The 23630-nt window shown below is 46.4% G+C and carries 22 protein-coding genes and 1 tRNA gene; 13 read left to right on the top strand and 10 right to left on the bottom strand.

Annotated features, from left to right (window positions below; genetic code table 11):
* The 3 genes from ACQY6Q_RS14505 to ACQY6Q_RS14495 form a co-directional block, all read right to left on the bottom strand.
* On the bottom strand, window positions 1-1149 hold a 1149-nt coding region (locus ACQY6Q_RS14505), incomplete at its 3' end, for an N-acetylmuramoyl-L-alanine amidase (protein ID WP_427982424.1).
* Complete coding sequence (tsaE, locus tag ACQY6Q_RS14500; RefSeq protein WP_427982422.1) at window positions 1139-1609, bottom strand: tRNA (adenosine(37)-N6)-threonylcarbamoyltransferase complex ATPase subunit type 1 TsaE; 471 nt, start codon at window positions 1607-1609, stop codon at window positions 1139-1141. The genes ACQY6Q_RS14505 and tsaE, both read right to left, overlap by 11 nt.
* A 4-nt stretch (window positions 1610-1613) precedes the next feature.
* The gene (locus ACQY6Q_RS14495; RefSeq protein ID WP_427982419.1) at window positions 1614-3128 is read right to left on the bottom strand and encodes an NAD(P)H-hydrate dehydratase; all 1515 of its coding nucleotides are present in this window, start codon (window positions 3126-3128) and stop codon (window positions 1614-1616) included.
* Between ACQY6Q_RS14495 and queG the strand changes: the two genes are divergently transcribed.
* Together queG and ppgK are read left to right on the top strand one after the other, a co-directional pair.
* Window positions 3127-4260, top strand: a complete 1134-nt coding sequence (queG, locus tag ACQY6Q_RS14490) for a tRNA epoxyqueuosine(34) reductase QueG (protein WP_427982416.1) — start codon at window positions 3127-3129, stop codon at window positions 4258-4260. The genes ACQY6Q_RS14495 and queG overlap by 2 nt on opposite strands.
* Window positions 4261-4318: 58 nt before the next feature.
* Window positions 4319-5071, top strand: coding sequence for a polyphosphate--glucose phosphotransferase (ppgK, locus tag ACQY6Q_RS14485; protein WP_427982414.1), 753 nt, complete (start codon window positions 4319-4321; stop codon window positions 5069-5071).
* Between the two features lie 123 nt (window positions 5072-5194).
* On the opposite strand, the gene ACQY6Q_RS14480 is transcribed toward ppgK, so the two are convergent.
* Together ACQY6Q_RS14480 and orn are read right to left on the bottom strand one after the other, a co-directional pair.
* A tRNA-Gly gene (locus ACQY6Q_RS14480) sits at window positions 5195-5270 on the bottom strand.
* 211 nt (window positions 5271-5481) lie between these two features.
* Entirely contained in the window at window positions 5482-6036 is a 555-nt protein-coding gene (orn, locus tag ACQY6Q_RS14475; RefSeq protein ID WP_427982412.1) for an oligoribonuclease, read from the bottom strand.
* A 91-nt stretch (window positions 6037-6127) separates the two neighbouring features.
* On the opposite strand from orn, the gene rsgA reads away from it, so the two are divergent.
* The 4 genes from rsgA to ACQY6Q_RS14455 all read left to right on the top strand — a co-directional run bounded on the left by rsgA (window position 6128) and on the right by ACQY6Q_RS14455 (window position 12918).
* Window positions 6128-7171, top strand: coding sequence for a small ribosomal subunit biogenesis GTPase RsgA (gene rsgA, locus ACQY6Q_RS14470; protein WP_427982409.1), 1044 nt, complete (start codon window positions 6128-6130; stop codon window positions 7169-7171).
* A gap of 27 nt (window positions 7172-7198) precedes the next feature.
* Complete coding sequence (gene asd / locus ACQY6Q_RS14465; RefSeq protein WP_427982407.1) at window positions 7199-8050, top strand: archaetidylserine decarboxylase; 852 nt, start codon at window positions 7199-7201, stop codon at window positions 8048-8050.
* Between the two features lie 129 nt (window positions 8051-8179).
* Window positions 8180-11446: a miniconductance mechanosensitive channel MscM gene (gene mscM / locus ACQY6Q_RS14460; protein WP_427982405.1), complete on the top strand. Its 3267-nt coding sequence runs from the start codon at window positions 8180-8182 to the stop codon at window positions 11444-11446.
* Window positions 11447-11514: 68 nt separating this feature from the next.
* Window positions 11515-12918: an SLC13 family permease gene (locus ACQY6Q_RS14455; protein WP_427982403.1), complete on the top strand. Its 1404-nt coding sequence runs from the start codon at window positions 11515-11517 to the stop codon at window positions 12916-12918.
* Between the two features lie 34 nt (window positions 12919-12952).
* On the opposite strand, the gene epmA is transcribed toward ACQY6Q_RS14455, so the two are convergent.
* A complete protein-coding gene (gene epmA, locus ACQY6Q_RS14450; RefSeq protein ID WP_427982401.1) occupies window positions 12953-13927 on the bottom strand; it encodes an elongation factor P--(R)-beta-lysine ligase in 975 nt (324 codons plus the stop codon).
* A 197-nt stretch (window positions 13928-14124) separates the two neighbouring features.
* On the opposite strand from epmA, the gene frdA reads away from it, so the two are divergent.
* From frdA to frdD, 4 genes are read left to right on the top strand one after another with little or no spacing between them, the layout of a single operon-like run.
* Complete coding sequence (frdA, locus tag ACQY6Q_RS14445) at window positions 14125-15918, top strand: fumarate reductase (quinol) flavoprotein subunit (RefSeq protein ID WP_427982398.1); 1794 nt, start codon at window positions 14125-14127, stop codon at window positions 15916-15918.
* 13 nt (window positions 15919-15931) lie between these two features.
* Window positions 15932-16654: a succinate dehydrogenase/fumarate reductase iron-sulfur subunit gene (locus tag ACQY6Q_RS14440; protein ID WP_427982397.1), complete on the top strand. Its 723-nt coding sequence runs from the start codon at window positions 15932-15934 to the stop codon at window positions 16652-16654.
* Between the two features lie 2 nt (window positions 16655-16656).
* Window positions 16657-17046 (top strand): fumarate reductase subunit C, encoded by a 390-nt coding sequence (locus ACQY6Q_RS14435; RefSeq protein WP_427982396.1) that lies wholly within the window; start codon window positions 16657-16659, stop codon window positions 17044-17046.
* A 9-nt stretch (window positions 17047-17055) separates the two neighbouring features.
* Entirely contained in the window at window positions 17056-17409 is a 354-nt protein-coding gene (frdD, locus tag ACQY6Q_RS14430) for a fumarate reductase subunit FrdD (protein WP_427982394.1), read from the top strand.
* A gap of 28 nt (window positions 17410-17437) precedes the next feature.
* On the opposite strand, the gene ACQY6Q_RS14425 is transcribed toward frdD, so the two are convergent.
* Together ACQY6Q_RS14425 and efp are read right to left on the bottom strand one after the other, a co-directional pair.
* Window positions 17438-17659: a hypothetical protein gene (locus tag ACQY6Q_RS14425; RefSeq protein ID WP_427982392.1), complete on the bottom strand. Its 222-nt coding sequence runs from the start codon at window positions 17657-17659 to the stop codon at window positions 17438-17440.
* 230 nt (window positions 17660-17889) lie between these two features.
* Window positions 17890-18456: an elongation factor P gene (gene efp / locus ACQY6Q_RS14420; RefSeq protein ID WP_055734002.1), complete on the bottom strand. Its 567-nt coding sequence runs from the start codon at window positions 18454-18456 to the stop codon at window positions 17890-17892.
* A gap of 33 nt (window positions 18457-18489) precedes the next feature.
* On the opposite strand from efp, the gene epmB reads away from it, so the two are divergent.
* Both epmB and ACQY6Q_RS14410 read left to right on the top strand, forming a co-directional pair.
* Complete coding sequence (gene epmB, locus ACQY6Q_RS14415) at window positions 18490-19512, top strand: EF-P beta-lysylation protein EpmB (RefSeq protein ID WP_427982391.1); 1023 nt, start codon at window positions 18490-18492, stop codon at window positions 19510-19512.
* Between the two features lie 78 nt (window positions 19513-19590).
* Window positions 19591-19905: a hypothetical protein gene (locus tag ACQY6Q_RS14410; protein WP_427982388.1), complete on the top strand. Its 315-nt coding sequence runs from the start codon at window positions 19591-19593 to the stop codon at window positions 19903-19905.
* On the opposite strand, the gene ACQY6Q_RS14405 is transcribed toward ACQY6Q_RS14410, so the two are convergent.
* Together ACQY6Q_RS14405 and ACQY6Q_RS14400 are read right to left on the bottom strand one after the other, a co-directional pair.
* Entirely contained in the window at window positions 19902-21734 is a 1833-nt protein-coding gene (locus ACQY6Q_RS14405) for a putative bifunctional diguanylate cyclase/phosphodiesterase (protein ID WP_427982386.1), read from the bottom strand. The two genes, ACQY6Q_RS14410 and ACQY6Q_RS14405, sit on opposite strands and share 4 nt — an antisense overlap.
* Window positions 21735-21818: 84 nt before the next feature.
* Window positions 21819-22310 (bottom strand): molybdopterin-binding oxidoreductase, encoded by a 492-nt coding sequence (locus tag ACQY6Q_RS14400; protein ID WP_427982384.1) that lies wholly within the window; start codon window positions 22308-22310, stop codon window positions 21819-21821.
* Between the two features lie 310 nt (window positions 22311-22620).
* On the opposite strand from ACQY6Q_RS14400, the gene ACQY6Q_RS14395 reads away from it, so the two are divergent.
* The gene (locus ACQY6Q_RS14395) at window positions 22621-23466 is read left to right on the top strand and encodes a hypothetical protein (RefSeq protein WP_427982382.1); all 846 of its coding nucleotides are present in this window, start codon (window positions 22621-22623) and stop codon (window positions 23464-23466) included.
* Window positions 23467-23630: the final 164 nt, after the last annotated feature.

The following is a 23630-nucleotide window of genomic DNA, read 5'->3' as shown; positions in this document are numbered from 1 at the left end:
TTTAATCCCCTTCACCACAGCCTGAGCAATCCGCTCTTGGTGGTTACCCGAGTTGAGCAACTTCTCTTCATTAAGGTTAGTGATAAAGCCCGCCTCCACCAATATAGAGGGAATATCAGGCGATCTTAGTACCGCTAAACTGGCATGTTCTGGGCGCTTCTTATGTAAACTGGTCACCCGGCCAAGTTCGCCTAACACCTTGCTGGCTACCTCGTATGCTGTATTCATGGAATAATCCATCTGCATATCAATCAGGGCAAAGTTCAAGTGGGCGTCATTTTCCACACTCCCCATCACTTCGCCCACTCCGCCCAGCAGGTCAGACTCAGCCTCATGTTCTTCTAAATGCCGCCCCACTTCACTCTTAGCTCGACGAGTCGACACCACCCACACCGAAGCGCCTTTAGGTTGTGAAGAGGTAAAACCATCGGCGTGAATAGACACTAAAAAGTCGGCCTTATTTTTACGGGCAATTTGCGAGCGCTTATTCAAATTTACAAAATAATCGCCTTGACGGATCAATACCGCTTTTAAGCCGGGCTCCTGGTTAATTAAACGCTGCACCCGTTTGGCGATTGCTAAGGTCACATTTTTTTCATAAGTTTTTCGCCTGCCAATGGCACCGGGATCTTCGCCACCATGCCCCGCGTCAATGGCAATAATAATGTCGCGATTTCCAGCCAGTTGTTGCTGCTTTTTAACCTTAGAGATCTGCTGTTGTTGTTTTTGAGTCTCGGCTTTACCCGCTTTATCAGGTAAATCGATCACTAAACGGTGGCCATAATTTCCCGTAGGCTTTAGCGAAAAAATGGTGGGGCTAACCGCTTGGTTTAACTCAACCACTAAACGATAGTCTTGTTTAGCTTTAGGGGTACTGGGACGCAGCTTTTTCACTAAGTTGCCGCTAAGCTCAACGTCACTTAGCTTGGTCGCCATTTGACTATTTTTGAGATCAAGCACTAAGCGATTTGGCTGGCTAAGATTGAAATGACTAAACTCTACTGCGGCAGACAGATCCAGCACGATCCGCGTATTATCGGGACCACTCCACACCCGCACCCCCGACACTTTACTTGACGCAAAGGCCAGACTGCACACTAGATATAAACATAAGCCAACCCAAGAGCTTATAACACGGCTACGCCTCATTTTGACTCAACCACTCCACTATCTGTTGTCCTTGTTCGGTCAAAGCACTAATTTCGGCACGGCGCTGCTCACCACAGTATACTAATTCAACCAATAAATCAGCTTCAGGCAAAAAGCCCAGACCTTTCTCAGGCCACTCCACTATACACAAACAATCGTCGGCAAAATAATCACGGATCCCAATAAACTCAAGCTCTTCAGGATCGGCTAAGCGGTATAAATCAAAATGATTCACTCGCCACTCGCCCAGCTGGTAGGGCTCAACTAAAGTATAGGTGGGACTTTTTACCTTACCTTGATGACCCTTTCCTTGAATAAAACCACGGCTTAAGGTGGTCTTTCCCGCGCCTAAGTCGCCAGCCAAGTAAATCACGCTAGCCTGTTGGCAAGCTCTCGCGAGTCGAGCGCCTAAAGCTACGGTTTGTTCTGCATCGCTTAAATCAATTTGCCAATTTTTCATTATTCTACGGATTCACTCGTTGTCTTATATAAGGCATTAAATCTGAGGCCAACATTCCTCGTTCTCCCTGCTTCGCCGCTAAATCTGCCGCTTGCCCATGAATATTGACAGCTAAACAAGCAATTTCAAATAGGCTATAGCGCTCTGACAGTTGAGCAAGCAAGCCGCCGATTATACCAGACAATACGTCGCCCATCCCACCCGAAGCCATGCCCGGATTACCCGCACCACAGATGGCCACTTGTTGTTCCTCACCGGCAATGACTGTTCCAGCCCCTTTCAATACGCAAACGCCGCCATAACGGGCCTGAATCTGTCGCGCCGCGCTGATACGATCGGCTTCCACGTCAGCTACCGTGCAACTAAGCAAACGCGCCGCTTCTCCTGGATGCGGTGTTAAGATCCAATCTGCTCGATACAGCGATTGCTTCGCCAGCAAATTTAGGCCGTCGGCATCCACCAGACAAGGAACCGCAACACCAAGAGCCCATGTAAACAACTGCTTCGCCCAATCATCTTGCCCTAAGCCAGGCCCAATAACGCAGCAAGTCGCCTGCTGTAGCAACTGCTCTTGGTGAGTAGTTTGGCGAAGTGGTGCTGCGCTCACCATTAATTCAGGACGGCCATAACTGACAGCGTCGATATTGTCACGATGGGTTAGCACATTAACTAAACCCGCGCCGCTGCGTAAGCAGGCTTCGCCAGCCATACGGATCGCGCCAGCCATGCCTAGATTGCCGCCCACTAATAGCGCTCTACCACAATGACCTTTATGCGCTAAACGTGAGCGAGGCGCTAACATGGGATCAAGTAAATGTTTTAGCAAGCGCTTAACGCTAGTCTGGTTTTGCTGCTCAAAAGCCTCACCCACGCCTAGGTCAGCAAGCACTAACTCTCCTACATACTCGGCGGCCTGCCCGGTAAATAGCCCTTGTTTTAGTGCGATAAAAGTAACGGTGGCGGTGGCTTGAATCACCTGCCCCCAGTTTCGACCGGAATCGGCGTCCAAACCCGAAGGAATATCTAAAGCCAATACCTCTGCCTTGGCCTGATTCACTTGGGAAAAAAGTTCAATTAGTGGCGCCCTCAAGGGTGAGCTTAAACCGGTTCCGAGTACGCCATCCACTACTACATCGCACTGCCAATTAACTCGTTCTATAGCTTCCGCACGACCACCCGCAGCCAACCAAGCCTCGCGTGCTTGCTGGGCTTCTTCTGGCAGCCGCTGCGGCGAACCCAGCTCCAATAGTTGCACCAGCTTGCCGGACAACTTTGCTAAACGCGCCACAACATAGGCATCACCGCCATTATTGCCGCCTCCAGCCAAGACTAAAATATGCCGAGCTTTTGGCCAACGACTGTGCATGTAAGCAAACGCCGCCTGCCCGGCTCGCTCCATTAACTGCGGCAAAGAAATACCCTGCTGCTTAGCCAGCAAGCCCTCTTGGCTTTTCACTAGCTCGGCGCACCACAAAGTCTGTGGTAAACTACTGGAAAACAATTGCTGCGTTTGCGCCATGTCCCTACCAACCGAAATCGACTTAAAAAAGCTGGTTCAACATATCAAGCTAACCGCCAAATCGCTAGGTTTTCAGCAGATCGGCATAGCAGATGTGGATCTCAGTCAACATCATTCAGCTCTAGACCAATGGTTAGCAAAAAATTATCACGGTGAAATGGACTATCTAGCACGCAACCTAGAATTACGTAAGCATCCTGAGCTCTTGCATCCTGGCACTCAAAGAATTATCTCAGTACGGATGGATTATCTACCCGAAGATGCCAAATTTGCCGCCAGCCTCAAAGATGACCAACAAGCCTACATCAGCCGTTATGCCTTAGGCCGAGACTATCACAAGCTAATGCGCAAGCGTTTAAACCAGTTAGCAAAAGCAATTAGTGAGTTTTGCCAGTTGCAACTCAATACCCGCCCTTTTGTAGACTCGGCACCAGTGTTAGAACGCCAACTGGCTACCAAAGCCGGTTTGGGGTGGACCGGTAAACACAGCCTACTGATTAACCAAGATGCCGGCTCTTGGTTTTTCTTAGGCGAACTGTTTATCGACCTTCCCTTGCCGATTGACCAAGCAGTAAACCAACAGTGTGGTGATTGTGTGGCTTGCTTGACCATTTGCCCCACCCAAGCCATTGTTGAACCTTATCAGGTAGATGCGCGGCGTTGTATCTCTTATCTCACCATTGAATACGATGGTGTAATTAATGAACAGCTGCGGCCACTGATGGGTAACCGTATCTACGGCTGTGACGACTGCCAATTGGTTTGTCCATGGAATCGCTATGCCCACCTCAGCCAAGAAGCTGATTTTGCCGCTCGCAACCAACTCAACCAAGTCAGCTTACTAGCGCTATTTTCCTGGACCGAACAAGAATTCTTAAAACACACCGAAGGCTCAGCCATTCGCCGTATCGGTTTCCAGCAATGGATGCGCAATATTGCCATTGCCCTGGGTAATGCTAACTATGACGAGTCCATATTAGCGGCCTTGCAAAACAAACAAGGTTTAGGAGAAATAGCTCAGATCCATGTTGACTGGGCCATCACCCAACAACAAACAAAAGCGACAAAAAACGCTAGAAAAACCGCTCGATTGATCCGTATTATAGAAAAAGGCTTAAGCCGCGACGCTTAGTGCCCGAACAAATAAGGTTCTGTTACACTTTTCAGACTCTAAAAATTGGAAACAGCTTATGCACTTACTTGGCGTTGATATAGGTGGTACTGGTATAAAGGCCGCCATTGTAAACTCAAAAACCGGTCAACTGGTTAGCGAACGACACCGCATTGCCACCCCCCAGCCCGCGACACCGCAGTCTGTCGCAGCAACGCTAAAGAAAATGGTTGAACACTTCGCCTGGCAAGGCCCTATTGGTTGCGGCTTCCCAGCAACGGTTACCCATGGTGTGGCACAAACCGCCTCAAATATCGATAAAAGCTGGATAGGCACCAATGTTGAAGCCTTATTCGCTGAATTTACCGATTGCCCTTGCTACGTGGTAAACGATGCAGATGCCGCGGGTATGGCAGAAATGGATTTTGGTGCGGGCTACCAACACAATGGCGTAGTAGTCATTATCACCGTTGGAACCGGCCTTGGTAGCGCCGTGTTTGTTAATGGTGAATTACTACCTAACACGGAGTTTGGCCATATCATTTTAAACGATAAGGTAGCCGAACATTACACCAGCGCCCGAGTGCGCGAAGCCGAAGACTTAAGTTGGAAAAAGTGGGGCAAGCGTTTTAACCTCTACCTACAGCGCTTAGAGTTTTTAATGTCTCCCGACTGCTTCATTATCGGCGGCGGCGCCAGCAAAAAGTTTGAGAAGTTTTCCGAGCAACTGCAAGTGAAAGCGGAGGTACTGCCAGCTCAGGGCTTGAATCAAGCGGGCATTGTTGGTGCCGCCATGTACGCTCAACATCAACTGTCCTTAACTAAAAACTAACTCAGCCAAGTCATCCCTCAGGAATTGCGCACTTGCCAATACGCGCAATTCCTTTAATTCCTTTGTAAGGCTATTTTCAAACCAATAAAAAAGCCCCGCATCATCGATGCAGGGCTTTAAATTTGGAGCGGCACACCGGGTTCGAACCGGTGACCTCAACCTTGGCAAGGTTGCGCTCTACCAACTGAGCTAGTGCCGCTTAAATCTTTGCCACTATTTAGTGTGTATTTCACTTCACCCGAAGGTTGCGCTACTCTTTATACCCACACTGAGCTAGTGCCGCTTAAATAATCAATAACTAAACAAGCTCAAGCCTTTGCTTCACGCTGTTTAGGGCTGCGAATTATACGAGGAATTTTTACCTTTGCAAGAGCTGAAATTAAAAAAAACACGTCGTTAAAACTGTTTGTTTAGTTTTCGCCCAGTTTAAAGAAAGTTTTCTGATAGTGCTGCATTTCCGCGATGGATTCGCGAATATCATCTAAAGCTAAATGGGTACCGCTTTTGCTGAATCCATTTAAAACTTCAGGCCGCCAACGGCGCGCTAATTCTTTAACGGTGCTCACATCAATATTTCGATAATGAAAGAATTGTTCTAATTCAGGTAAGTATTGATGCATAAAGCGACGGTCTTGACCAATGCTATTGCCACACATCGGTGATACGCCTTTGGGAACCCACTGTTTGATGAACTCAATCGTTTGTTCAGCCGCTTGCTGCTCGTTCACCTTACTGGCTCGCACTCGGTCAACCAAACCAGATCCAGTATGAGTATTGGTGCACCATTCATCCATGCCCGCCAGCACTTCATCAGACTGATGAACCGCTATAACTGGCCCTTCAGCTAAAATATTTAATTGTGCATCGGTAACAATGGTGGCGATCTCTAAAACACGATCGCTTATGGGCTCGAGACCTGTCATCTCCATATCAACCCAAACTAAATTCTGTTCGCTAACGCTCATGTGAACCCTATTTAATGTGGAAAAATTTTCCGCAAATCTTTGATAAGCGGTATCATAGCGATTTATTACCCTTACTTGAATAGCAGTTTTCGTGACAAAGAGAAAGAAACTGAGCCAAGGTCAGCTTCGCCGAGTGCGCAGCAACCAACAAAAGCGCTTAAAAAAGCAAGAAACACATCAATGGCTTGATGAGCAATTAGGGCCTCAACAGGAAGGTACCATTATCAGCCGCTTTGGCCAACATGCTGACGTTGAGTCTAGTACTGGCGAGGTTTTTCGTTGCAATATGCGCCGCTCCCTAGGCTCTTTAGTCACTGGCGATGAAGTAGTATGGCGGGCAGGAAGCGAAGAACAGTCCGGCATTCGCGGGGTAATTGAAGCTCGCCACGAACGCCGTTCAGAATTAACCCGCCCCGACTTTTATGATGGCATAAAAGCTATCGCAGCCAACATCGATCAAGTGGTAATAGTATCGGCAGTACTGCCTGAGTTTTCCACCAGCATTGTTGATCGCTACCTCGTAGCAGTTGAAGACGTAGGCTTAGAGCCGGTGATTCTACTCAACAAAGTAGACCTACTCGATGCCAAGCAGCGACAAAGCATAGAGCAACAACTTTCTCTTTATCAAGGTCTGGGCTATAAAGTCGTGTTCGCCAGTACCAAGCAAGTTGAAGGTTTAAACGACCTAAATCAATACTTAAGCAATAAAACCAGTATTTTTGTGGGGCAATCTGGGGTCGGTAAAAGCTCGCTGGTTAACGCCTTATTGCCAGAGCAGAGCATCGATACTAAAGAAGTTTCAGAAATATCTGGCCTTGGTCAACACACCACCACCACCGCGCGTTTATATCACTTAAGTTGTGGTGGCAGACTAATTGACTCTCCAGGGGTGCGAGAGTTTCAGCTATGGCATCTAGCCAAAGAACGGGTAGCATGGGGCTTTATAGAGTTACGCCCTTGGTTAAACCAATGCCGTTTTCGCGACTGTAAGCACCAAGGCGATCCTGGCTGTGCCATACAAGAAGCGATAGATTCTGGCACCGTATCGCAACAACGTTATGACAGCTATCAGCGAATTCTAGAAACCATGGAAGCCAACAAACCCAACCGGAATATTCCCGGAAAAAATAACTAAATAATTTACATATAACGAGAGTGTAGTGTGTTAGACAAAATCAAAGTTACCGCTCAATACTGCTTCCCACAACATGGCCTATCCCGCCTAGTGGGGAAACTAGCCGAAGCAGAAGCCGGAAAACTCAGCCATTGGCTCATCCAAAAGTTCATCAATCACTATCAGGTGGATATGAGCGACGCCCTACATGGTGAAGCTAGCAACTACGCCAGCTTTAACGCCTTCTTTACTCGCCCGCTCAAACAAGGGGCCCGCCCCATTGTCGCCGACGCAAATCAATTAGCTCACCCAGTAGACGGCGCAATTAGCCAGTTAGGTAAAATTCAGCACGGCCGAATCATTCAGGCTAAAGGTCATGACTACAGCGCGCGTGATTTGCTCGGCGGCGACAAGGCCCTTGCCGAAGAGTTTAGTGATGGCGAATTCGCCACCATTTATTTGGCACCAAAAGACTACCACCGTATTCACATGCCCTATAAAGGGAAGCTGAGAAAAATGGTCTATGTGCCTGGCCAACTGTTTTCAGTCAACCCCTTAACCGCTGCCAATGTGCCTAATTTGTTTGCACGAAACGAACGCGTGGTCGCAATTTTTGATACTGACTTAGGGCCTATGGCCATGGTATTGGTAGGCGCAACCATCGTCGCCAGTATTGAAACCATTTGGTCTGGCACCATCACCCCACCGGGAGCGAAACAAGTCTTTACTTGGGATTATCAAGATCAAAACATCACCTTAGACAAAGGTGATGAAATGGGTCGCTTTAAACTGGGCTCAACTGTCGTGATGTTGTTTGCTAAAGATGCGGTTGAATTTGAAGCATCTCTAGCACCGGGCAAAGCCACCGTCATGGGTAGCCATTTCGCCACGCAACGCTAAGCAACAAGCTGGCCCAAACGATGAGTTTTGGGCCATCATTTTTTACAATGAATAGCGTAATTTCATTGATTTAATATACACTAGGCCTGTATTGATAATTCAAACGTGACTAACTTAGGCTGCTCTACCATGACCTCAAATTTTTTTCGCCACTGTCTCGTTTTTTTCTTCATACTGTTAAGCGTCTCGGCACAAGCTAACAGCGCTGGCGAAACTCATTTAAGGGGCCTAATAAACTCCCTAGATACTCAACCCACTAATCTAAATACTCAGCAACAGCAGCTTATTTACGAAGAGTCTCTAGCGCTCCTTAAGGAAGGCGATCAATATCGTGAGAAAGCCAAAGCTTACCGCAATGTGATCAATAACTTTGCCCAGTTACGCAAAAACATCCAAAGCCAGATCAACCAATACCAAGCACCACAACTGCCACAACTCAACCGCTACAATACCAAGCAACTCAACGAGCAGCTGGTAAGTTGGCAAACTCAACTAAACAATACCGGCGCCAAAATAGACGAGCTAAAGCAGCAACAATACGCCATCGATTTAGATGTGAGTGAAAGTCATCAGCGTAGCGGCCCCCTGCGTGAACAATTAAAAACAGTACGTCGCCAGCTAGAACAACTGCAATTTGGTGTATTGAGCGAGATAGAAGAAGCGCAACGCATCAAGGCTCATGTCAGTGAGGCCAGCCTGAGTGCGCAAATTGCCATGCTGGAATTGGCAGCCCAAAGCGCCAACCACCGCAACGAATTATTACAATTAGAATTAAGCCTACAACACCGCAAATACCTCGCCGAAAAGCGCCTAGTTGAACGACTTAAAAATCGCTTAACCGAAGAACACCGAGCAGAAGCAAAAGATCTCTCAGAACAATTAGCCTTTTCTTCCCCAGAGCTAATGCAAGAGCCTTTTGTTAAGGAGCTATTACAGCAAAATCAATATCTGCAGAACCAATTATCACAACTATTTGAACAAAGTGAGCACATCGCCAGCCTACAACAACAAGTCAATGAAGAGCTAGAATACATAAAATTGACGTTTGCTAATTTTAAAGAGCAAGTCTCTTGGCTTAAGGTCACCCGCTCTTACGGTGAGTACTTACGCGAACAAATCGCTAGCCTACCTAAAGCCAAAGCGGTGGCCCAAATTGAACAACAAATTATTCAAGTGCGGATCAATAAACACCGCCACCAAAACCTGATTTATAGCCAACGTGGTATAGAGCAGAAACAACAGCAAGCGTTTCTGAAAAACTTAAGCGAGTCTCAACAGCGAACGCTTAACCAACAGCTCAAGCTGAACCAACAACTCTCCGACAAGTACTTGTTAGAGTTAGACGCCCGCTTATTTGAGCTAGCTCGGCTAAAACTAGATTATTCCAAACTCAATGATCAACTTCAGACCATCAATCAAGAAGCCAATCAAGAGCTATTTTGGACAGCCGATGTAAAAGCCATCGATCTCAGCTTTTTCAGTGATATTCGCCAAGCCGTTATTTGGCTATTTTCAGCCCAGCAACTTTCGCAACTAAACCAAGCCTTAGCAAGTTTGTCTTGGTGGTGGTTGTTATGGTTCAGTCTAGTCTTTGCTAGCATCATCTATGTTCACTATCTCAAGCAACACTGGCTGAAAGCGTATTTACAACGTGTCGCCTCAAAAATAGGTAACATTACCCGCGACAAATACAGCTACACCCTCACTAACTTAGTGGTGAGCGTGGCCTTTGCCACCCCTATCGCTCTCTTTATTGGCAGCGTTGGCTATGCTCTTAACTATAACTGGGAATATCCTTTTGCTCGTGATGTCGGTATCGCGCTGATAAAAGTGGCCACGGTACTCTGGCCATTCCACCTATTACAGCAGTTTTGCCAAAAAAACGGTCTGCTGAATACCCATTTCAAATGGCCTTTAGTCAACATCAGCCAAGCAATAACCTTGATTCGAAGACTGCTTTATACCAGCCTACCCGGGGTATTTATTCTCAGCCTTAGCGTCTTGCAGAGCTCTCACCCTGCCTATAGCGGTTTAGCCCGCTTAGCCTTTATCCTACTAATGTTATGGATAGCCTATGGCTTTCATCTTATTTATAAACTCGAACTGCCAGTAGACTATCGTTTAGACCTTATTAAAGCACCCCAACTAGCAAAAAAACTGATTTGGGGCGCGCTAATAAGTATTCCTTTAATCGCTTCTATTGCTGCAGCAGCAGGTTTTTTTGCCACGGCCTCCAGTGTCTACTGGCAAATTGTTATAAGCTTTATCATCGCCAGTGTTTTTCTTTTAGCTTACTTACTGGTGCATCGCTGGATGCTATTGCAACGCCGCAGAATTGCCTTTGACCGTGCTAAATCTCGGCGCGCCGAGATGATTGCCCAACAACATGCAGAAGAAGAACTAAACAACCCTAACTTTAGCGAAAGCATCGAAGAGCCAGAAATCGACCTCGACACCATTAGCGCCCAATCCTTAGGGCTATTACGTGCCGCCTTACTATTATCGCTGGCCTTGGTGTTATTGTTTGTTTGGTCTGAAATGACCAGCGCATTCTCGTTTCTCGACAATGTCACCCTATGGGAAAGCAGCAGCAATCGCGCAGGCATCACTAGCGTTGATGCCGTCACCCTGCGTTCACTAGGCTCTGCCTTATTGGTTTTTGCCTTCGCCGTAGTTGTAGTTCGCAACCTTCCCGGCTTGCTTGAATTAATGCTACTGCAGCACCTGTCCCTTGGGCCAGGAACCGGCTTTGCTATTACCACCATCGTGAACTATTTGGTGATACTGTTTAGTGTATTCACAGGTTTTGGCTTGCTCGGTATCGAGTGGTCTAAGCTGCAATGGTTAGTTGCCGCACTCAGTGTGGGCTTGGGCTTTGGACTACAAGAGATCTTTGCCAACTTTATTTCTGGCTTAATCATCTTATTTGAAAAACCCATTCGCATTGGTGACACCGTGACGATTCGCGAGCTCACCGGAACTATTTCTAATATTGAAACTCGGGCCACCACGATTGTGGATTGGGACCGCAAAGAAATTATTGTGCCCAACAAGGCTTTCATTACCGAACAATTTGTAAACTGGTCACTGACCGACCCCATTACTCGCGTGGTATTAAAAGTGCAGGTAAAACAGGGCTCAGATTGCCAACTGGTTACAGAACTGTTGCAACAAGCTGTTCAAGAAAACAGCTTGGTCTTAGATAACCCAGCCCCAGAGATCTACTTCACCGAATTTACTAACAATGGCTTAAAATTTGAAATGCGAGTGCACGTAAGCGAAATGAATTACCGCTTACCTATGAGTCACGAGCTTTACAGTTTGATCAATAACAAGTTTAAGGCAAATAACATAGAGATAGCCTACCCACAATTAGATATATCTCTCAATACCTAGACAAGGCTTTGGGTATCTTAGATAGGTAAACCTCGCTATCCCAATTTATTAGTCTAGGACTGAATAACATGGCCTTGCATAAAAACTATAAGCTCTTGGTTTGTTTGCTAATTCCACTTTTTATCTTAGCTCTTCCCACCAGTGTCATCCCACTACCAGAACTCACGATTATTCAGCATAGAATTATCGCGATTTTTGTATTGGCGGCGCTATTATGGATATTTGAGCCCGTGCCGGTTTTTGCCACCTCACTGCTGATCATTACCCTAGAATTAGTGTTGATATCGAGCCAAGGCATTAACGCCTTCGTACAGGAAAGTGGCCCTGTACCGATGGGGGAGCTGATCCCCTACACCCATATTTTTAATGCCTTTTCCTCCCCCATTATTATTCTATTTATGGGCGGTTTTGCCTTAGCGATTGCCGCTTCCAAATATGAATTGGACAATAATTTGGCACGGGTATTATTAAAACCCTTTGGCAAGCGTATTCCGATGATCATGCTTGGCATCATGTTGATTACTGCGGTCTTCAGCATGTTTATGAGTAATACCGCTACCACCGTGATGATGTTGGCCATCGTTGGCCCCCTCATCGCCGCTGCCCCCAGAAGTGACCTAGGCATGAAAGGGCTAATTTTGGCCATTCCGGTCGCGGCCAACACTGGTGGCATAGGCACCCCCATCGGAACACCGCCTAATGCGATTGCCTTACAATATATTCCCGAAGGGCAAGTCACTTTTGCCTCGTGGATGTCGTTTGGCATCCCATTTGTGGTGGTTCAACTGGCGATAGCTTGGTTCATTCTTTGTAAATTTTATCCCTCTAAAACCGGGGTATTAGAGTTGAAATTAGACGGCAAATTTCAAAAAAGCCCACGTGCCTATATCGTCTATTTCACTTTTGCTTTAACCATTTTACTGTGGCTTAGTACCGCGTGGCATGGCATGAACAGCTATGTGGTGGCGATTATTCCGCTGGCGATATTTACCCTCACCGGAGTCATCGGCAAAGAAGATCTCAAATTATTTAATTGGGATGTATTGTGGTTAGTGGCAGGGGGGATAGCCATGGGCATGGCCTTAGAAGAAAGCGGCCTAGCTTCCAAAATAGCCACCTCCATCGACTTTACAGCCCTACCCACCATGGCGGTAATCGTGGTGTTATCCATCATCTGTGTGGTGATGGCTAATTTTATGTCCAATACCGCCACCGCTAACTTAATTATGCCGATTGCCGCAGCCGTAGCCACCAGTCTCAGCGGTTTAGATGGCGACGGTGGCATCACTACCCTACTGGTAATTGTAGCCTTATCGGCATCATTAGGCATGATGCTACCAGTGAGTACCCCACCTAACGCCCTAGCCTATTCAACTGGCTTCATCGAGACCAAAGATTTAATCAAGGTGGGAGGAATCATCGGCGGCAGTGGTCTGACTCTGCTATATGTTGCAATGCTCATACTACTATAAAGCGAGAGGGGGACTGTTTGCCCCCCCTTGGCTCTTAAGCCCGTTCAATACTAAAGCTTTGTACCGCTTGTAAACGACTCTCATCTAAAGCCAACATCAATAAACGGTCTATCCCCAAGGCCACTCCCGCACAAGCGGGTAAACCGACACTCAAAGCTGCTAAAAAGCGTTGGTCAATCTGTGCTGGAGGCAAGCCCTGACGCGCCCTTGAGTGCTGATCCCTAGCAAAACGTTCCGCCTGCTCAGCGGCATCCGTAAGCTCGTGAAAACCATTGGCCAACTCAACCCCTTTGTAGTAAAGCTCAAAACGCTCTGCCACTTGAGGATCCTCTGCTGAAATTTTCGCCAGCGCGGCTTGAGAAGCAGGAAAGTGATAAACAAAACAAGGGCGTTGCTGGCCGATATGAGGTTCCACTCCAAGGCTAAAGAGCAATTGTAAGACAGTGTCACGCTCGGTTTCTTGGGCCACTAAGTCTGCCACATTAAATGCTGCTGCAGACTCAATAAACTCAACCTGAGTCGCGCTTAAAGGGTTAATCCCTAAATGCCGTTCAAACGCCTCCACATAAGTTAAGCGCTCAGCATGCTGCCAACCTAAAGCTTGCTCAAGCAAAACGTCTATTTCATCCATCAAGGCAAAATGGTCAAAACCCAAGCGATACCATTCCAACATCGTAAACTCAGGGTTATGCAAGCGCCCGGCTTCTTCGTTGCGAAAAGCCTTAGCAATTTGATAGATACAACCACTGCCCGCCGCCAATAAACGTTTCATATGAAATTCAGGTGACGTTTGCAAATATAGCTGCTGTGAATGGGGCGCAGCAGGCCCAGTCAGTGTGGTCGAAAAACTGTGCAAATGCACGTCACTCACACAAGCTTGGCTCAAGCTTGGCGTATCCACTTCCAATACCTGTCGCTGCGCAAAAAAACACCTGATTTTATTAATAATTTGAGCTTTCTGTTTAAGTACTTGGATACTGGCAGAGGGTTGCCAAAGTGTTTCAGACATGCAAATGGTTTCCTGCTAAGGGTTAGATAATGTCGCGGGCTTTTATACCATTTTGCTAACAAAATCGGGAGTTATATCGCAAAAGCTAAATAATCTCAGCGACTTGGCCAAAGTAGCGTCAATATTTGATTTTGGTCAAGCATCAAAACGTGAATACCCGCACAATCATTGTAGGCTTATTTCGTGAGGAGAAAAGCGTGGAAGTAATCAAAACCGATGTCGCTATCGTTGGCGCAGGTGGGGCTGGCTTGCGAGCCGCTATTGAAGTAGCAGAACAACACCCAGAGCTACAAGTCGCACTGATTTCAAAAGTATATCCAATGCGCAGCCATACCGTTGCCGCAGAGGGGGGAGCAGCTGGCGTTGCGCAAGATCATGACAGCTACGATAATCATTTTAATGACACCGTGTCCGGTGGTGACTGGTTATGCGAACAAGACGTTGTAGAATTTTTTGTCGAGCGAGCGCCCAGAGAACTAACTCGCTTAGAGCATTGGGGTTGCCCTTGGTCACGTCGCCCAGATGGCACCATTAACGTTCGTCGCTTTGGCGGGATGAAAATAGAGCGAACCTGGTTTGCCGCCGACAAAAGTGGTTTTCATATTCTGCATACCTTATTTCAAACCTCTACCAAATACCCTAGCATCAAGCGTTTTGATGAACACTTCGTTCTCGACTTAATTGTTGAAGAGGGACAAGTCAAAGGGGTCATCGCCTTAGACATCGCCGAAGGCGTGGCCAAGCTGATTCAAGCTAAATCAGTTATTATTGCTACCGGTGGCGCCGGCCGCGTTTATCGCTTCAATACCAATGGCGGTATAGTGACTGGTGACGGCATGGCACTCGCCTACCGCCACGGCGTTGCTCTTCGCGATATGGAATTCGTCCAATACCACCCTACCGGTTTACCCGGCTCTGGTATTCTCATGACTGAAGGTTGTCGCGGTGAAGGCGGGATCTTAACCAACAAAGACGGTTATCGTTACTTACAAGACTACGGCTTAGGGCCTGAAACCCCAGTTGGCGAGCCCAAAAATAAATACATGGAGCTGGGCCCTCGAGACCGCTTAAGCCAATGTTTCTGGCAAGAAGCGCAATTGGGCCGCACCATTGAAGGCCCCAATGGAGACTATGTAAATCTTGATTTAACCCACTTGGGTGCAGATTACTTACACGAGCGTCTACCGTTTATTTGTGAATTAGCTAAAGCCTATATGGGTGTTGACCCAGTAAAAGAACCGATCCCGGTACGCCCCACAGTGCACTACACCATGGGCGGGATTGAAACCGATGGTCGCTGTGCCACCTCATTGAAAGGTTTGTACGCAGCGGGCGAGTGTTCTTCGGTGGGCCTGCATGGCGCTAACCGCCTAGGCTCTAACTCACTCACCGAAATCACCGTATTTGGTCAAGTCGCTGGCGAGTCTGCAGCACGCAACGCCATCGTCACAGAACATACCGACAGTGCGCCATTACTGGCTAAAGCAGAACAAATATTAGCGAACTACCAAGCACTGAAGAATACCCAAGGTAACGAGAAGCCCGCCGACATACGTAATGAACTAGGGCGAACCATGGAGGCTGGCGTAGGCATTTACCGCACCGCAGAAACCATGCAGCAAACCATTGATAAAATTGCCGAGTTAAAACAGCGCTATAAAAACATTAAATTGGTGGATGATAGCGAAGTATTTAACACCGAATGGTTATACGCAGTGGAGCTAGGGTATTTGCTCGATGTTGCCGAAGCGATGGCGGTATCGGCCATCAACCGTAAAGAAAGCCGCGGCTCGCACCAACGTATCGACGGTTATGAAAAGCGTGACGACCAAAATTACCTGAAGCATACCCTGGCAAAATATCGCCCAGATGATGCTCCTGAAATTAGCTACAGTGATGTAAAAATCACTAAATCGGCGCCTGCCGAACGCGTGTATGGCGCTGCTGCCGATGCTCAAGAAGCGGCAAAAAAACAAGCGGAGGCAAACTAATATGGCAGATGTAATGAAAATCGAGATTCTGCGCTACCGCCCAGAAACCGACCAAAAACCGGTTTGGCAAAGCTACGACGTACCCTACACTCGTGAAATGTCGGTACTAGAAGCGCTAGCCTATATTAAAGATGAGCTAGACCCCACCCTTAGCTACCGTTGGTCTTGCCGCATGGCCATCTGCGGAAGCTGTGGCATGATGGTTAATGGCATCCCCAAACTAGGCTGTAAAACCTTCCTGCGAGACTACCCCAAAGGGATGAAAATTGAAGCCTTAGCTAACTTCCCCATCGAGCGGGATTTAGTAGTAGACATGAGTGACTTCATCGAGAAGTTGGAGGCCATTAAGCCCTACATCATCAATGATGCCCCCGCATCCATCGAAGATGGCTGCCACAATCAAAGCCCTAAACAACTGGCTCAATACAAACAGTTCTCCATGTGTATTAACTGCGGCTTATGTTATGCCGCCTGCCCACAATACGGCTTAGACAAGTCGTTTACAGGGCCAGCGGCTTTAGCATTATTACATCGATACAACCAAGATAGCCGAGACAACGGCAAGGCTGAGCGGATGAAAATAGTTAATGCAGAAGAAGGCGCTTGGGGTTGTACCTTTGTCGGCTATTGCTCGCAAGTCTGTCCCAAAGACGTGGATCCGGCGGCAGCGATTCAACTTGGCAAAGTCGAAAGCGCCAAAGATTATGTGATAGCCATGTTCAAACCAGGAGAGTAAGCATGAGCAAACGTAAACCTTATGTTCGAAAAATGGGGGCAACTTGGTGGCTCAAAAATACTTTTCATACCAAGTACATTATTCGTGAAGGCTCCAGCCTCGTTATTGCCATTTACAGTTTAGTACTGCTCTTTGGGTTATTTCGTTTAAGCCAAGGCGCAGAAGCATTTAACGGCTGGTTAGAGGTGATGAGCCACCCTGCTTGGCTGCTGTTTCATCTTCTTAGCCTAGTGTGGACGCTATACCACAGTGTCACTTGGTTTAATCTAGCCCCCAAAGCAGCCAACTTATGGATTGGCCAAAAGCGCATTCCCGACAACTGGATTGTGACAGGAATGTACGCGGCTCTGGCGTTGATTAGCTTAGCCGGCCTAGTTTTAGTATTGATTTAGGAGAAACAAATGAAACGTTCTAACGAACCGGTATTTTGGGGAATGTTTGGCGCTGGCGGCATGGTAGCGGCGCTGTTTACACCTATCGCAATATTAATTACGGGCTTATTGGTGCCGCTGGGGATCATTCCAGTAGAGCAATTCTCCTACGAACGGATCTTAGCCTTTTCACAAAATTGGTTTGGCGCAGCGCTAATCTGGATTATTGTTAGCTTACCGTTATGGCTATGTATGCACCGCTTATACCACGCACTACATGACTTTGGGATACATGCTGGCAACCTAGTAAAAGCGATCTTTTATGGTGTGGCCTTTGCGGGTTCAGTAGCCTGCGCCACCTTGCTCTTACTAGGCTTACTGTAAATAACCATTACAACAAGCGGGCTTAATTTTAGCCCGCTTTTAAATCTCTCTGACAGTTTCGCTTAAGTGAGAGGATCTCTGATTCTAATTGCATTTCTCTTTGCTTAAGTAATTCTAATTCTGCTTCTTTACATGCCAACTGCTCAAACACGCCGGTAGGATAATCCCCGCCACCTTTGGCGAAACTCAATCTATTTGAATAGCGTTTGTTAATATGTGCGGTGGGCGCGTCAGCAACTACATTCATCATGTTAACCTTTTTATCACTAATGAGATGGTAGATTAAGCATTGCAGACAAACTGGTTTTAGGCAAAGCTGAACTTTGACTTAAATCAAAGTGAGAGACTCTGATTTTTTTTTCAACTGTAAAACATAATTTTTATCTGTGATTACAGTAAATATCGCTAGTTTATATAAGTAATACCGAAGAAAAAAGGGTGGCTTGAGCCACCCTTTTCCCGCTATTTTAAGCCGTAGGCTTACTTAACACGGCCTACGTATTCAGCGCTACGCGTATCCACTTTTACCACTTCACCAATCTGAATGAACAAAGGCACTCGAACCACAGCACCAGTGCTCAAAGTGGCAGGTTTACCGCCGGTGCCTGCGGTATCGCCTTTAAGACCAGGGTCAGTTTCCGTCACTTCTAACTCCACAAAGTTAGGTGGCGTCACTGCAATTGGGTTTTCATTCCAGGTAGTGATGACGCAAACGTCTTGTTCAACCAACCATTTGGCGGCTTCGCCCACGGCTTTTTCGTCAGCAGCAATTTGTTCAAAAGTATCGTTGTTCATGAAATGGTAGAATTCACCATCGTTGTATAGATAGGCTAATTCGTGATCCATGACGTCGGCTGACTCAACCGACTCACCAGACTTAAAGGTTTTTTCGATCACTTTACCAGTAAGCAAGCGGCGTAACTTAACGCGGTTAAATGCTTGCCCTTTACCTGGCTTAACAAATTCGTTTTCTAAGATTGCATAAGGCTCGCCGTCGAGCATAATTTTTAGCCCGCCTTTGAATTCACTGGTACTATATGACGCCATTTGGTCCTCTACTTACAAGGTAATTTCAATTTAATGCTGCGAATAATACCGCGAAACGACGCCGCTGTGCAGGGAAATTGGCAAAAAGAGCTAGCAAACGCCTTCACAGATCCCAAAGATTTACTGGATTACCTGCAACTAGACCCTGAAAACTATCAGCAAGATATTGCAGCGCGCAACTTATTCCCCATGCGAGTGCCTCTTAGCTTCGCTCAGCGCATGCAAAAGGGCCAAGCGAATGACCCGCTATTGTTGCAAGTCTTGCCTCTACGAGCAGAGTTTATTGAAGCGCCCGGATTTAGCGAAGATCCACTGCAAGAGCACCAAGCTGCAGTACCCGGTCTGTTACACAAATACCAAAGCCGAGTACTATTTATTGTTAGAGCGGGCTGCGCGGTAAACTGTCGCTATTGCTTTCGTCGCCACTTCCCATACCAAGACAACAGCCCTTCTAAACAAGGCTGGCAGCAAGCCTTGGATTACATTCGGCAAGACGACAAAATAAACGAAGTGATCTTCAGTGGTGGTGACCCGCTCATGGCCAACGACCAACAGCTAGCGTGGTTGATTGAACAACTCGAGCAGGTCCCTCACTTAAGCCGCTTAAGGATCCACACGCGTTTGCCCGTGGTATTACCCAATCGCGTCAGCGATGAATTAGTGCAGCTACTAGCGAATTGCCACTTAAAGGTAGTGGTGGTCAGCCATATCAACCACCCCAACGAAATCAATAGCGAATTACGCAACGCTTTTGGCAAATTATCTCAAGCAGGCATAACTCTGCTTAATCAAAGTGTGCTGTTAAAAGACATTAACAACAGTGCAGAATGTTTAGCAGAGCTGAGCGAGGCCTTGTTTTCTGCTAACATTCTCCCTTATTACTTATTTTTACTAGATAAAGTAGCCGGTGCCGCGCATTTTGACCTCGAACAGCAGCAAGCAGTGGCAATAATGCGCCAGCTTTATAAGGTTTTACCTGGCTTTTTAGTGCCGCGTTTAGCCAGAGAACAGGCTGGAGAATACAGTAAAACGCCAATTGATATTGGCATGAGCTAAACTAAACAAACTGGTGAAAATAGGCTGTAAAGTTCACTTTATCGTATTAAACATTCACCCAACTACAGTGACAAATTCATGGATAAAACCAAGCTCATCGAGCAAATACAAATAAACCTAAAAGATATTTACCACAAAGCCATCGACGCAGATGCGCTATTAAAGCAACAACAACAAGAAGGTAATGCAAAGTTTAGTGCCTTGTTTAAAGACAGCTTATTTAAACAGCAACACCGCGAATTTTTGCCTTATGTTGAGGAACTCGCTAGTGATTTAGTGTTATTGCAAGAAAGCCAAGACGACGAGCACTTCATCACTCAACTTAAAATTATCGTGGCCAAGCTAGAACAAATGCACAAATTGCTAGCCGACTTCAAAGCCCTTATTCGTTAAACGATTGGCTGCTTATAGGATTGTTGTAAGTACTTTGAAAAAGACTCGGCTGGAGCCCATTCGGCAATGGCCGAGCCCAATACCCATACTTGCTTAGATACCTCTTTTAGCTGCGCCAAATGGTGCTGGTTCTCCACCCCATCCAACATCAACTTCAAGCCAAGCCGATCGGCAAACAGTACCGTAGCCATTAACATCGGGCACTTCTCATTAGCCCCAACTAAATCAGCCATTAAGCCTTTAGCGCCACGCAAGTATTGCACCGGTATCTGATTTAACAACTCCAAGGGGCACTCTGCACTACCAAAATTATCCAATGACAAGCTAACGCCAATCCGGCGCAATTCACAGATAACATCAACGCTGTCTAACAACAAGGGTTGGTGACTGTCGATAATATTTAGAATCAAACGTTGCGGAAGAATGCGGCTTTCAATTAAGACTCGATTCACCAGTACCAAAAAGTCATTATGCAAGGTAGAAGATGACACCGACACAGCTAAACGTAAATCGGCAGTCACACTGTGTTGCCAGCGCTTTAATTGCTGAGCAGCACTAGTTAATACCCAAGACTCAAAGTTAACTACCGCCCCGCAGGAATGGGCAATATTAACCAACTCGGCATGCTCCACCCAACCATAGTCAGGGTGTAACCAGCGTGCTTGCACCTCTGCGCCCACCACCTTGTCATCGGCCAAGTCTACAATTGGCTGATAAAATAAGCTCAGTTTCTGTTCACCCAGTGCCTCTCTAAATTGGCTCAGCAGTAATTGCTCCCGCTCTTTGAGCTGCTTCATTTTTCCTTCGTAAAAGCGCCAGGCACTGCCGCGCGATTGCTTGGCTTGGTACATAGCCGTGTCAGCCTGACCTAAAATACCTAACCAGTCCTTATCTTGGTCCAGTGCCATGCTAATCCCAATGCTGGTACCCACAAAACACTCTCGTCCCTCTAATGACATCGGTTTTTCAATAATATTAATTAACCGCTGAGCAAATCCCGAGCAATCTTCCGCCGAGCGCACCTGAGTTTGAACAATGGCAAACTCATCGCCGCCCAAGCGCACCACGAAGTCACAGCTGCGCATTTGCCCCTGCAAACGCTGAGCAACCACGTTTAAGATACGGTCACCATAATCGTGACCATAACTGTCGTTGATATTCTTAAAACCGTTTAAGTCCAATACCATGATCGCGTATTCTCCGCGTTCTCCAGCAACGCTATTAATAAACTCGCGTAGGCCGGCGCGATTAGGTAGGCCGGTTAACACATCATGATTAGCCAAGTAGCGATTAATATGATTTTCACGCACTATCATCACAATCAAGATAGATCCACAAACCAGTAGCGCGCCAATCGCAAATGACAGGAATAACTGCAACCGTAGCAATCTAAAATCGGTTTTTTTATCAAACTCGCTATTACGTTGAAACTCTTTAATCACCAACGAGTTTAGCGGCGCCGCGTACACATTAAGCTGTTCAATTAACAGCCCAAACTTCTCGTGAGTCGGAGGTAAAGCCTCTAACAGCGGCTCGATGCGCTGCACTTCATTAAACAATTCATATACCAATTGCTTGGCTGAACTAATTTTCTGAAATTCAACATTTTCTTGCCCTTCCAATAACACTGGAAAGCGGCTCCAAAAAATATCGTAACGAAACAACACCTCGCGTTTTTCCACTCCCCCCAAGCGGTATAACTGTAAGGCATTAATGAAACGACGATGCTCCATTTGCAGCTGCACCACCGACCAAGAAGTCGTGGATTTAGGGGACTCCAGTAACTGAATAATCTGTCTGAGTTGGTAAACGCTGATTACAGCGCTCACCACAAAGAGTAAAATAACCAGAGATATGAGTAACTTTTTGTACTTTTGGGGAAGCTTGGTAAGCCAGTTCATCCGTGTTTTAACTCACTTCACTATAATGCTGCGCAATTGCCATACCATAAAATCATTATAAGATATTTGTAGCAACTCGGGATGGTCATCTATTGGGAACATAAGCCACAAAGGCCCCTTATCGCGCACTTTCATCACTCGATCATTTTCAGACCATGCCAATATTGGCTTAAATGTGGTGAGTTCTTCAAAATCTACATCCACTTGATAATCGTTTAGCGCCACCAAGGTTAATTGTTCAGACCGAGCCCCCACGGCCTTAAGTAAATCAGACAAACGCGGTCCTTTATAGTTACGCCGACTTTCTGTCCACGGATGGAGTGTTGTAATGGTGTACTGAGGCAGCGACTGAAGCATCGTTAAATCAAAATCTGCATCCTCTCCACTATTACTTTCGCTGATTAAGCCCCTTACCGTTAATATGACTGGTCCTTTGGGTTTAGCGAGTTCCGCCACACTGGTGAATGAACAAACCAACAAAAAAAGCGCTAAGCATAGTCGCATCTCATGCCTCCTAGATATTTAAATCGTTACCGTTCATAACGAAATCAAGCAACAAAACATTAACATCATTTTACTCTGAGTATGGGCTAACTTTTTCAAATAAAAAAGATTATTAATATCTCGTAATATTAATAAGAGCCTGTTTGATAAGCGTGAACAAACAAGATAGATAGCAACAGCAAGCCTTGTTTAACGAAACCGAGAAATAAGCTAAGCCACTGGAAGTATTAATACTTAACTCAAATTTTTCTTGGCAGCGATAAGCATAACTTAGTAGCATGCTAAGCATTAGTAGAATCAAGGAATGATTATGGGATTGCTGTCTTCTCGCTTTGCCGCCAACAACCTAACGTTAGTCGGTTTGTGGATGCTGCTGTGCCCCCAACTGGCAGCACAGCAGTTAGAGATAGAAATAGGTGCGTTTTTTTCCGATACCTCGACGGATATTAGTGCCTACGAAAACTATGGCAACCATAAATTTGATTTGAATTTCGAATCTGAGCTAAATCTGCCAGCCGACAAAACGCTGCCCTATATTAATTTAGAGTATCACGTAAAGCCTAACCACCTTATTTATAGCGATTGGCGACGTTTACATAGAGAGGGTTTGCAACAAGCCTTAAGTCGGCCTTTTTCGCTAAAAATAGACGGTCAAACTTATCAGTTTCAAGCGGGTGCACGCTTAGAGACTCGCTTAGATGTTGACATAATAAGAGTGGGTTACGGTTATCGCTTTTATCACTCCAGCTCCCTCGACGCCTACTTTCTTTCTGGCTTTCATATCACCAAACTCGGTTTAGGTTTTGCGGGAGAGATAGGTATAGCCACTTCCGAACAGCCGCCTTACGCAAATGAAAACGTATTTAGCGCAGTCACTGCGCCACTCCCCAACGTGGGTTTTGAGGTTAATCATCGGCTAAGCGATAGACTAGCGCTAAAAAGCCACGCCCATGCTTTTTACTTAAAAGTAAATGACATCACCGGTTGGATGGCAGAGCTTGAAATTGGCGCTAAATATAGACTAGTGGATGAACTCAACATCACCGGCTCATTTAGCTACTACCAGATCGGCGTAGACTACCAAACTGAGCATACCGAACTCGATGTTATTTATCGCTTCTGGGGGCCAATGTTAAAGCTCTCATACGCGTTTTAAGTAAAACCACTCCTTTTAAACGCTCGGCTGGTTATCCGTACTAACCATATAAAATTCAGCGACAAAAAAACCCGCAAAGCTAAGCTTTGCGGGTTCGTTGAAACTGAGTGAGTTTCTATGAATCGCGAGAGCGAGGCTTACATCATGCCGCCCATACCGCCCAT

The organism is Agarivorans sp. (assembly GCF_050295395.1).
Classification (GTDB): domain Bacteria; phylum Pseudomonadota; class Gammaproteobacteria; order Enterobacterales; family Celerinatantimonadaceae; genus Agarivorans.
The sequence above is the reverse complement of the archived record's forward strand: the minus strand, read 5'-3'. Positions and strand labels throughout refer to the sequence as shown.